9 protein-coding genes are annotated in these 12,210 nt (G+C 46.1%); all 9 read right to left on the reverse strand.

Annotated elements, in window-relative coordinates; all coding sequences use genetic code 11:
• Positions 1-361 precede the first annotated feature (361 nt).
• The gene (locus MKX75_RS23010) at positions 362-865 is read right to left on the reverse strand and encodes a non-ribosomal peptide synthetase module (RefSeq protein ID WP_339166967.1); all 504 of its coding nucleotides are present in this window, start codon (positions 863-865) and stop codon (positions 362-364) included.
• Between the two features lie 266 nt (positions 866-1,131).
• On the reverse strand, positions 1,132-1,791 hold the full coding sequence (gene yihA, locus MKX75_RS23015; RefSeq protein ID WP_062837814.1) for a ribosome biogenesis GTP-binding protein YihA/YsxC: 660 nt from the start codon (positions 1,789-1,791) through the stop codon (positions 1,132-1,134).
• A gap of 156 nt (positions 1,792-1,947) precedes the next feature.
• Positions 1,948-4,287 (reverse strand): endopeptidase La, encoded by a 2,340-nt coding sequence (gene lon / locus MKX75_RS23020; RefSeq protein WP_339166969.1) that lies wholly within the window; start codon positions 4,285-4,287, stop codon positions 1,948-1,950.
• Between the two features lie 86 nt (positions 4,288-4,373).
• Positions 4,374-6,128, reverse strand: coding sequence for an ATP-dependent protease LonB (gene lonB, locus MKX75_RS23025; RefSeq protein WP_062837816.1), 1,755 nt, complete (start codon positions 6,126-6,128; stop codon positions 4,374-4,376).
• A 167-nt stretch (positions 6,129-6,295) separates the two neighbouring features.
• Positions 6,296-7,393 carry a flavodoxin-dependent (E)-4-hydroxy-3-methylbut-2-enyl-diphosphate synthase gene (gene ispG, locus MKX75_RS23030; RefSeq protein WP_017692591.1) on the reverse strand — a complete coding sequence of 366 codons (1,098 nt, stop codon included), beginning with the start codon at positions 7,391-7,393 and terminating at the stop codon, positions 6,296-6,298.
• A gap of 121 nt (positions 7,394-7,514) precedes the next feature.
• Complete coding sequence (clpX, locus tag MKX75_RS23035) at positions 7,515-8,768, reverse strand: ATP-dependent protease ATP-binding subunit ClpX (protein WP_062837817.1); 1,254 nt, start codon at positions 8,766-8,768, stop codon at positions 7,515-7,517.
• A gap of 12 nt (positions 8,769-8,780) precedes the next feature.
• Entirely contained in the window at positions 8,781-9,371 is a 591-nt protein-coding gene (gene clpP / locus MKX75_RS23040; RefSeq protein ID WP_062837818.1) for an ATP-dependent Clp endopeptidase proteolytic subunit ClpP, read from the reverse strand.
• Positions 9,372-9,749: 378 nt separating this feature from the next.
• Positions 9,750-11,090 carry a trigger factor gene (gene tig / locus MKX75_RS23045; RefSeq protein ID WP_062837819.1) on the reverse strand — a complete coding sequence of 447 codons (1,341 nt, stop codon included), beginning with the start codon at positions 11,088-11,090 and terminating at the stop codon, positions 9,750-9,752.
• A 138-nt stretch (positions 11,091-11,228) separates the two neighbouring features.
• On the reverse strand, positions 11,229-12,068 hold the full coding sequence (locus MKX75_RS23050; protein ID WP_254847978.1) for a hypothetical protein: 840 nt from the start codon (positions 12,066-12,068) through the stop codon (positions 11,229-11,231).
• Positions 12,069-12,210: the final 142 nt, after the last annotated feature.

The raw sequence follows: 12,210 nt of genomic DNA on the forward strand, positions 1-12,210 counted from the left end.
CATAACGATTCGGATATTTAAAACAAATAGCCATGGAATTATTCCATGACTATTAAAATTTGGGATGTTATGGGACAGATCGAGATTAAAAATAACATTGAATCAGAGTGAAATCAACCCTTTTCCAGAAGATTGTAAAATAAATATGTCCAATTCGGAATATTCGATCTCTCATCAAAAAATCCCCTGCAAACTCCGCATTGGCGAGTGCCACTACCCGGAAGAAACAAGGGAATCTCATTACATTCATATACGTATATAAGCATACAACTTCAGGTTAATAAGCCTCAAACTCAAACAATCGTTTTTGATAACGTGCAAGGGTCTCATCAATTTGATGGAGCTGATCAGCAGTCGCATCTTATCTAGTGTCCAGCAGTGAATCAATCTCCGCATACACACGGTTAATTTCGCGTTCTACATCTCTGGCCTGGAACAGATGTTGCAATTCAAGCAACGTATTTTTGTATTCATAGATCACTCGGGTGTTCTCCCCGGTTTTCTCCACAATTTTACGGACAGTGCCTTGAGCATAAACATACGTCATGGTGAACCCTTTATAGATCCGATGAACGACCCCGTCGCCCTTAAAAGTCATAAAGAGCTTCCGGACAACGTTAGTCAGATGCAGATTCACCAGGCGGCAAGATAACTCACAGATATAAAACCCTTCTATACGGTCAAAAGGGAAATGAACTTCTTCTCCACTTATATCCCCCAGCACAACCTGCTGACAACCATTGTCCAACACCTTCACCCGATGATGGAGTCTGCCGTCTTCTGTCATGCGCAAAAACTGATGCATCTGGGGTTCTGACAATTTCATAGTGGCCTTGACGTACTCTGTGGCTAACCGCTGAGCCATACAAATCCCTCAATTCTTTCCCGATTGTTTTGCCTTCCTGCACATGTAGCAGTCATCTCAAAATTCTTCAGGCCGGCAAGACCGGTATTTTGGTACTGTTGGCAATATGCACCTATGCTCATTATACACTACCATAACGTTAATTCGCTCCAGACCCACATGATGAATTCTCACGAAATTCCATTAAAAATCGGATCAATCTTGATCTTATCAACAATTCACTTAGCATGCTCACTTTCCTGCACTCAAACGGTATGATATCTCGGTTATCCGTTAATTCCGTTGGTTTCTTTCTCTTCAGAAGCATTCTCTGCATCCAGTACTTCTGGTGCATACTTATCTATGCGGGCATGGCGGGTAATGATGTCCCATAACTCTTCTTTCCCCAATCCCTCTTCGGATGAGAATGGTACAAACAAATCCCCTGAGCGAAGACCCAGTGATTCCTTGATGACTTTGATATGTTTGGCTCTGCGTGTTTTTGGAATCTTGTCCATCTTGGTTGCGACTACAACCAAAGGCAGTCCGTTATGACGAAGCCATTCATTCATCATCTTGTCATCCTTGGATGGCTCATGTCTCATATCCACCATCTGCATAACCAGTTTCAATTCCTCACGTCCGAGCAAATATTTCTCCATCATTTTGCCCCAGGCAAAACGCTGCTCTTTAGAAACTTTGGCGTAGCCATACCCTGGGAAATCGACGAAGTAGAGATCCTGGTTAATTTTATAATAGTTCAGTTGCTGGGTCTTACCCGGTGTTGAGCTTGTCCGAGCCAGATTTTTACGATTGATCAAACGGTTGATCAGGGAAGATTTCCCCACATTGGAGCGTCCCGCCAAAGCAATCTCTGGCAGACCGTCCTCAGGGTATTGTTCAGGCCGAACGGCACTGATAATAAATTCAGATTGATTTACTTTCATAATTGTATCTTTCCTCTCTTGAACGCTGTGCTAAGCATAACCTGTTGATGGTATTATGCCATGGATTGTTCTATCATACCAAAAAAACCGTTCCAGCGGACGCCGAAGCCTCCGCAGAACGGTTTACTCTTCATACGAACCTTTCGGATATGTGGATTACAGGTGAATTCCTGCCTGCTCAACAAGTGCATGCTGCAGCACCTGATCCATATGGGCTACTGGGACAAATTCCACATCTTCCTTGATGCTGTCTGGAATGTCACGCAGATCCCGTTCGTTATCCTTAGGCAATAATATTTTTTTATAGCCGGCACGATGGGCTGCCAGTGATTTTTCTTTCAGACCACCAATCGGCAGTACACGCCCACGCAACGTGATTTCACCAGTCATGGCGATATCCTTCGAAACATGTTTGTTCGTCAAGGCTGAGATTAACGCTGTTGCCATCGTAATCCCCGCAGACGGACCATCCTTCGGAATCGCTCCTTCCGGAACGTGGATGTGGATATCGTTCTTCTCATGGAAGTCTGGTGCAATCCCGAGCTGCGTAGCTTTGGAACGGGTGTAGCTGAATGCGGCTTGAGCCGATTCCTTCATGACATCCCCCAGTTTACCTGTGAGGGTCAATTTACCTGTTCCAGGTACGACAGTCACTTCAATGACAAGAGTATCTCCACCCACTTCAGTCCATGCGAGACCGGTTACGGTACCAATCTGATCTTCCAGCTCGGCCATGCCATAACGGAACTTGCCAGGTCCAAGGTAGTCTTTGACCGCATCTGATGTGATGTTGATCTGACCTTCCACACCGGATACGATGTTCTTGGCCGCTTTCCGGCACAACGAAGCCATCTGCTGTTCCAGATTCCGTACACCGGACTCCCGTGTATATTCACGAATTACACGCAACAGTGCGTCATCCGGGATTTCCAGTTGCTCTTCTTCCAGACCATGGTCCTGCTTCTGTTTGGGCAGCAAATAGTTTTTCGCAATTTGCAGCTTCTCCAGCTCCGTGTAACCAGGGATGTTGAGCATTTCCATCCGATCCAGCAAAGGACGCGGAATGTTGTGTACGGTGTTGGCAGTTGTTATAAACATAACGTTGGATAAGTCAAACGGCAATTCTACAAAGTGATCACTAAACGTATTATTTTGTTCCGGATCAAGCACTTCAAGCAGTGCTGCGGAAGGATCTCCGCGGAAGTCTGAAGCCATCTTATCAATCTCGTCCAGCAGGAATACCGGATTGAGTGAACCTGCCGTTTTCATCCCCTGGATGATACGCCCAGGCATGGCGCCTACATAGGTACGGCGGTGACCACGAATCTCCGCTTCATCCCGCACGCCGCCAAGAGATATTCTTACAAATTCCCGTCCTAGCGATCTCGCGATCGAACGGGCAAGTGATGTTTTACCGACCCCTGGAGGTCCAACCAGACAGAGAATCGGCCCTTTGAGCTTCTTGACGAGCTTCTGGACAGCCAGATATTCAAGCACACGCTCTTTGGGCTTTTCCAACCCGTAATGATCTGCATTGAGCACGTCCTCGGCTTTTTGGATATCCAGATCATCTGCTGTCATCTGACTCCAAGGAAGTCCAAGCAGCCAATCCACGTAGTTACGAATCACTCCACCCTCGGCTGAACTTGCAGGCATTTTCTCCAGTCGATCAATTTCTTTCTCGACCTTTTCTTTCACCTTGTCCGGCAAGCCGAGTTCTTCCATCTGAGTACGAAGTTCCTCGACCTCACCCGCACGGCCTTCTTTTTCACCCAGTTCTTTCTGGATCGCTTTCATCTGCTCGCGCAAATAATATTCCTTCTGCGTTTTCTCCATCTGTTTCTTCACACGTTGGCTGATCTTACGTTCAAGCTCCAGCACTTCGCGTTCGTTGTTCAGGATGTCCAGCAATTTCTCCAGACGTTCCCGAACGTCGATGGTCTCCAGAATTTCCTGTTTATCCTTGATCTTCAAGGACAGGTGACTTGTAATGACATCGGCCAGGCGCCCCGGTTCTTCGATGTCGGACACTGCTGCAAGTGTCTCGGGTGTCACTTTTTTGGACAGATTAATATAATTCTCGAACTGGTTCAGAACGGTACGCATCAAGGCATCCGTCTCCGGATGAGTATTCTCCTCTTCAGGCAGTTCTTGTGCCAGCACTTCGTAATATTCCTCGTTGTCCGTATATTCAATAATTTCAGCCCGTTCCAAGCCTTCCACGAGTACACGAATCGTACCGTTCGGAAGCTTCAGCATCTGTCTGACCTTGGCCACGGTTCCGATTCTGAAAATGTCCTCTTGTGTTGGTTCCTCAATATTTACTTCGGCTTGGGAACATAGGAGAATCAAATGTTCTTCTACCATCGCTTTTTCTAAAGCCTTGACCGATTTCTCCCGGCCCACATCGAGATGCAGTACCATACTCGGGTAGACGAGAAGTCCTCTTAAAGGCAGTAAAGGAAAACGACGACCTTTCGCTTTGCTCGGTCCCATCGCTTTCGCACCTCCAATGGCTCTCAGGTTGTAGTCATTCATTATTCTATCAAATGTTCACATAAAAAACCAATGAAGGGAAGCGCTTAGCAGCTTCCCGAATCTGTAACCTGTCCTGGGCGAGGCACGTCCGCACGCAAATAGGAAGCGGATGCCGGTGGAAAAATCTCCGTTGCAGGTGCAATCGCCTCATCTGCAAGCTTCGTTTGTTCCATCTGTTGCGATTCCGGAACCCAGGCGAACACTTCACGGAATACGTCCTGTACCGTATCTACCGGAATAACGCGCAAGCCCTCCAGATTCTCAAAAATGGACTGCCAGTTCTCCGCCGGAATAATAACGGTCTTCGCTCCTGCCTGAAAAGCAGCCTCCACCTTGGCCAGTACGCCGCCAATGGGCTTCACCCGACCATGGATACTGATCTCGCCAGTCATCGCTGTCTCATGATCCACAGGGCGCCCCTGAATGGCTGATGTAATGGCAGTCGCCATAGCGATCCCGGCGGATGGACCATCAATAGGCGTCCCGCCCGGGAAATTCACGTGTAAATCGTAATCATTCGGACGAATACCCATGGCTTTTAATACGGTTAACACATTTTCAACCGAGCCTTTAGCCATACTTTTTCGCCGGAGTGTACGTGAACCGCCTCCAATCTCTTCTTCATCCACAACTCCTGTAATGTTGATTCGGCCTTGATCTTTGAGAGCCGGAACAGCAGACACTTCAATTTCCAAAATGGTTCCCATATTCGGTCCATATACCGCCAAGCCGTTAACAAACCCCACCTGCGGCTGTGAAGGGACCTTGCGATCAGGCCGTGGCTGAATCTGACTGCTACCCGCCACCCACTCCACATCGGACGCCTGGAGTGTCTCACGTTTCTCTGTTAGCGCAAGCCCAGCAGCGAGCTGGATGATATTGACCGCTTCACGTCCATTGGTTGCATATCGCTTGACCACATCAACGGCATCCGGACATGGACTGAACCCAATTTTCTGCACAGCGTCTTCTGCAATTCGCCCGATCTCCTCAGGCAATAAAGGACGGAAATAGACTTCCATGCAGCGGGAACGTAAAGCTGGTGGCAGTTCATGAGGCGAACGTGTTGTTGCTCCAACAAGGCGGAAATCGGCCGGCAGGCCATTTTGAAAAATATCGTGGATATAAGCAGGAGTATGCGTGTCTTCCGAGTTATAGTACGCACTCTCCAAAAACACCTTGCGATCCTCCAGCACTTTCAACAGCTTATTCATCTGAATCGAATGCAATTCACCAATTTCATCAATAAAAAGCATTCCCCCATGCGCTTTCGTGACAGCGCCCGGTTTCGGTTGGGGAATACCTGCAACGCCCATGGCTCCTGCTCCCTGATATATCGGATCGTGGACCGAACCAATTAAGGGGTCCGCAATTCCACGCTCATCAAAACGGGCTGTTGTTGCATCCAGCTCTGTGAATTTCGCGTCTGGCTTGAAAGGAGAAGACGGATTCTTCTTGGCCTCTTCCAACACAACCCTTGCGGCAGCTGTCTTCCCGACTCCGGGAGGGCCATAAATAATAACATGTTGCGGATTCGCACTGCATAATGCAGCTTTAAGGGCACGCAGCCCGTCTTTTTGCCCAACAATATCGTTAATGGTAGCTGGACGCGTCTTCTCCGACAACGGCTTGGTGAGTGAGATTGAACGCAGCTTGCGCAGCTTCTCCAGTTCCTTGCGAGATTCTCGCTCAACGGCACTGCGGTTCGTTTTCTGACCACGTAGCAGGTTCCAGAAATACAAACCAATCACCACTCCAAAAAATAACTGAATCAACATGATGACCATACCAAATTCCATGTCTTCACATCCTCCTATTTTGTCGCTATTCTCATATGAGATCATGCTAATACTTGGTAGTATAGCCTTTTCAACGCGACGTAAACGGGCGATGCGGAATTTGTATGCTAGAAAATAAAAAGCCCACCATCGCTGGCGGGCTGTTACGAAAACTAGATATGAATCAATCAGTGCGAACGACCAGGAATAACACCTGTCTCTTCATAGGCTTCGACGATTTTGTCGATCTCTTTTTTCAATTCCTCAACCATGATTTCTTCAGGCACTTTACGGATCATCTTACCATGGCGGAATAAGAGACCTTCTCCACGAGCACCGGCAATGCCGATATCCGCTTCTTTGGCTTCACCTGGGCCATTAACTGCGCAACCCAGCACCGATACTTTAATCGGTACCTTAAGTTTGGAGATATACTCTTCCACTTCGTTGGCAATGGAGAATAGATCGATGTCCAAACGTCCACACGTCGGGCAGGAGATCAATGTAGCTGCATTCGTAATGAGTCCAAAAGTTTTGAGCAAATCACGAGCAACCTTGATTTCTTCCACCGGGTCCGCACTAAGCGAGATTCGCATTGTTGAACCAATACCCATGGACAGCAAGGCTCCCATACCTGCAGAGCTTTTGATCGTTCCAGAGAACAGTGTACCTGCTTCGGTAATCCCGAGATGCAACGGATACGGAATAATTTGAGCTGCTTTGGTATAAGCTTCAATCGCCATCGGCACATCGGATGCTTTGAGGGACACGATAATATCATGGAAATCCAGTTCTTCCAAGATACCAATGTGATACAATGCACTTTCTACCATAGCATCAGCTGTAGGATACCCGTACTTCTCAAGCAGATGGTTTTCAAGTGAACCTGCATTTACCCCGATCCGAATTGGAATACCGCGATCTTTACAAGCCTTAACTACTTCTTCGACTTTAGCACGTTTACCAATATTACCTGGATTGATCCGCACTTTATCAATGCCGTTCTCAATTGCAAGCAATGCCAGCTTATAGTTGAAATGAATATCTGCTACGAGCGGTATGTTGATGCGTTTTTTGATTTCCTTGATAGCTGCAGCAGCTTCCTCATTATTTACCGTTACACGTACCACTTGACAGCCGGCTTCTTCCAGTCGCAGAATCTCTGCAACTGTTGCCTCTACGTCTGCCGTTTTGGTTGTACACATACTTTGAATAATGACTTCATTACTGCCACCGATCGTTACGTTTCCCACTTTCACGGGACGTGTATCTTGTCTTAAATACATGAGTGATTTCTCTCCCCACAACGTCAAAGCTCCACCCTGACAGAGACATGAATTCGCCTTCTGCCAAAGTGGAGAACTGACAAGTCTATATTTCAGAGTTCAAACAGGTTTCAGGCTTTCATTAGGCGCTTTCTTCCTGCTTATCGTCCTTCGATTGGCTTAGTTCAGGCACGACTCTTTTCTCAACGACTTCTTCGGTAATGACACAGTTCGTAACATCTTCACGTGAAGGCACTTCATACATGATTTCAAGCATGATGCCTTCAATGATGGCACGCAAACCACGTGCACCTGTATTACGTTTGATTGCTTCTTTTGCAATCGCGAGCAATGCAGCTGGTTCAAATACCAGATTTACATTGTCCAGCTCAAGCAGTTTTTGGTATTGTTTGGTAAGCGCGTTTTTCGGTTCGGAAAGAATCCGTACCAACGTATCTTCATCCAGTGGCTCCAACGTGGAGATGACTGGCAGACGGCCTACAAATTCCGGAATCAGACCGAATTTCAGCAAGTCTTCCGGCAATACCATGCCCAGATATTCACCTGGTTTCAGATCTTGTTGCTCAGCAACAGTGTTGAAACCAATGACTTTTTTACCGATCCGACGTTTGATCATTTGCTCCAGACCATCAAAGGCACCACCGCAAATGAACAGGATATTCGTTGTATCGATCTGGATAAATTCTTGATGAGGATGTTTACGACCACCTTGTGGTGGTACAGAAGCCACGGTTCCTTCAAGAATTTTCAAGAGTGCCTGTTGTACACCTTCACCCGATACATCACGAGTAATGGATGGGTTTTCGGATTTACGCGCTACTTTATCAATCTCATCGATATAAATAATGCCACGCTCTGCTTTTTCCACATCATAATCAGCAGCTTGGATCAGCTTCAGCAGAATGTTTTCTACATCCTCACCTACATAACCCGCTTCTGTTAATGAAGTAGCATCAGCAATAGCAAAAGGTACATTCAGAATTTTTGCCATCGTTTGCGCAAGCAACGTTTTACCAGAACCCGTAGGTCCTAACAGCAAAATGTTACTCTTCGACAACTCAACATCTTCAATCTTGCTTTGTGTGTTGATCCGTTTGTAGTGATTATACACTGCAACAGACAATGACTTCTTCGCTTGTTCCTGACCAATAACATATTGATCCAGGATATTACGAATTTCTTTCGGTTTTGGAATATCTTTGAGGTCTACTTCTTCATCATGACCGAGTTCTTCCTCAACGATTTCGGTGCAAAGTTCGATACATTCATCACAAATGTACACGCCTGGTCCAGCGACCAGCTTACGTACCTGTTCCTGAGATTTACCGCAAAAAGAGCATTTCAGTTGCCCTTTCTCATCGTTAAATTTAAACATGAAACCACCCCTTTAGGAATTGATCGGTCTACTGAGCACCTGGTCAATAATGCCGTACGTCTTAGCTTCGTCAGCGCTCATGAAAAAGTCACGGTCCGTATCCCGCTCAATTTTCTCAAGAGACTGACCCGTACGATCGACGTATATTTGATTCAGTTTCTGACGTGTTTTAATAATCCATTCTGCGTGTATCTTAATATCCGCAGCCTGTCCTTGAATACCGCCAAGCGGCTGATGAATCATCACTTCGCTGTTCGTCAGCGCATATCTCTTGCCAGGCGCACCGGCTGTCAGCAATAAAGAACCCATGCTTGCTGCCATTCCTACGCAAATGGTAGATACATCCGGCTTGATATATTGCATCGTATCGTATATACCCATCCCTGCGGTGACAGAACCACCAGGTGAGTTAATGTACAAGCTGATATCCTTTTCAGGATCGTCGGCTGCCAAAAACAAAAGCTGCGCTATGACAAGATTGGCTACATCGTCATCAATCGCACTGGTTAGAAAGATAATGCGATCCTTCAGCAAACGCGAATATATATCGTAAGACCGCTCGCCTCGATTGGTTTGTTCTATAACCATTGGCACCAGACTCATGAGACCAACCTCTTTTCTACATGTAATTAGACATAGGCCACCTGTAAAGCAAACCCAAATTCATTCTAACACTTTCCTGTGACAATGTCATTTTTCACAAGTGTGTCAGACATCAGTTCGTTTACTTTTTTGCCTGATCATATTTAACCATGTTTTCTATGTATGTGCAAATTGAAGCCATCCTATGCCGTATTGCCATTTTTTATTTGCACGAAGTGTCATAGGTATGTAAAAAGTGTACACCGATCAATAAAATTAGTATCCATCCATATTATTACTTCATTTTCTATAAAATGGATGTCATAATTTAAAAATAAGGCACGCAATAGTTCACGTGCCTTATCGTTTATTCAACTGACAAGTTGATAACAGCTTGTCTTATTTTTCGTCAGCTTCTGCAACAACTTCTTCAGCTGGAGCTTCAACTGGCTCAACAACTGTGCTGTTCTCAACAAGAACGTCAATCGTTTTACGCAGTTTAACTTCATCGCGAAGGCTGTCCAGGGAACCATTACCCTCGAGGATGCCACGGATCTCTTCAGCAGGACGCTTGTAAGATTCAGCCATTTTTTCGAGTTCTTGATTCACTTCTTCGTCAGATACTTCAATGTTTTCCGCTTTACCTACAGCTTCAAGCACCAGGTTATTGCGAACACGTTTGGAAGCATCTTCTTGCATTTGTCCTCTCAGGTCAGCTTGAGTCTGGCCAGAGAAGCTCAGGAACATTTCAAGGTTCATACCTTGGTTGCGCAGACGGTTGTCGAAATCACGCATCATGTTTTGTACTTCGCTCTCAACCATTGCAGCAGGAATGTCCACTTCAGCGTTCTCAGCCACTTTTTCTACAACTGCATTTTCTTGAGCAGCTTTGGCTTCGTCAGCTTTACGGGATTCCAATTGTGTTTTCAGGTCAGCTTTGTACTCTTCCAGTGTGTCGAATTCACTAACATCTTTAGCAAACTCATCATCCAATGCAGGAAGCTGTTTGCGTTTGATTTCGTGAATTTTCACTTTGAATACCGCTTGTTTGCCAGCAAGTTCTGCTGCATGGTAGCTCTCTGGGAAAGTCACTTCTACGTCTTTGAAGTCGCCTGTGGAAAGACCCACAACTTGCTCTTCAAATCCAGGAATGAATGTGTTGGAACCCAGTTCCAGGGAATAACGCTCAGCTTGTCCACCTTCGAAAGGTACACCATCAACGGAACCGTCGAAGTCGATTACTGCAACGTCGCCGTTTGCAGCGGAACCTTCGTCGATTACAACGAGTTCAGCGTGACGTTGTTGAAGACGCTCAAGTTCTTCAGTCACTTCTGCGTCAGTTACTTCACCTTTTGCTACAGCAACTTCGATTCCTTTGTAGTCACCCAGGGTAACTTCAGGTTTCACAGTTACTTTCGCTTTGAACTTGAATGTTTGTCCTTTAGCGAATTGTTCAACATCTACGTCAGGACGATCAACCGGGAAGATATCCGTTTGGTCGATTGCTTCTGTATAAGCTTCAGGAAGCAAAATGTCGATTGCTTCTTGATAAAGGCTCTCTACACCAAAACGTGCTTCGAAGATGGAACGTGGTACTTTACCTTTACGGAATCCAGGTACGTTTGCTTGTTTTACCACTTTATTAAAAGCTTTGTCGAGTGCTGCAGTTACACGATCTGCATCCACTTCAACCTCAAGAACCCCAAGGTTCTTCTCTATCTTTTCCCAAGTTGCTTTCATTGTATACTTTCCCCTCCAAAATTCACATGTTCACGTAGGCAATCACGTACAAAATAACCATTTTAGTATAAACAAGATTAGATTCTTTTTCAAGGGGAATCCCTTGATACAGTTTAAGGAAAACGTTTCCGGCCTCGATTAACCGTCCAAACCGGCAGATACAAACTGTTTCATCGAACGATAAGCCTGCTCCAGTCGAAAGCGCATCGCGCCTGTCACAGCATACATTGAGCGGGTATTTTCCTCATCATGCGAGCCACCCAGACTGTCTGCAACGGTCATATGTAGAGCTGCTGCCCATATATCTGTCATGGAATCATTTTCTTCCAGCATCGATATATAATCACGGGTTCCATACACCGCCATCACATATTGTATCCACAGTTCCTGGGCAAAATAAAAGAGCGTAGGTTCATGAACCTCCGTTTGATCAGCTACTCGTTCCAGAATCTGAACGATTTGGAGCGGGAATTCTTCTGGTTTAAGAGGCACGGTATCAATCTCGACCTCTACCTGCTCTTCGCCTCTCGTAAACAGGATCATACCTTGAACACCTCGGCGACGCAAGGTTTGCAGCACCCGGAATTGAAGTAAAGGGTGAAGCGACTTATCTTTTAACCAACTCGTAAGTGCCTCGTCAATCTTCGGCAGATCAAGATAGGCAAGCTGCTCCAAAGCCAGCATCGTCTGTTCAGACAGTGGCTCTTCCATTACAGTGCGAAGCATCTTATCTGCATAGCCATCATCCTGTTCAAGCTTCAAACGGGCATGCTGCCTCGCCATGTCTTCCTCACTAACCTCTTCCTCTTCCCGTTCCTCATGAACGGCAGGCGAAATTTCTTCATAATGAGGGAACGCAGCCTGAAGCCATTCGAGCAGGGCCCGCCATTCATCATAGTGGCGCTCTTCCTGTCCCTGACATTGCAGCAAAAAGTGAAGCAATTTCATCGCTTCACCATACCGTTCATTTTCAAGCATCACTGTCAATTGAATCTGGTAATAGTCCAGCGTCTTAGGAAACAGCACAATATTGTTGTTGTGCTCGGTTTCCGGGGTCGTGGATTCCTTAATGGGAGCACCTCCTCTATATCCTGAATCTCCAGTCGGAATCAACATAAAT

Origin of the sequence: Paenibacillus sp. FSL R5-0341 (assembly GCF_037975235.1) — a bacterium.
Classification (GTDB): Bacteria; Bacillota; Bacilli; order Paenibacillales; family Paenibacillaceae; genus Paenibacillus; species Paenibacillus amylolyticus_A.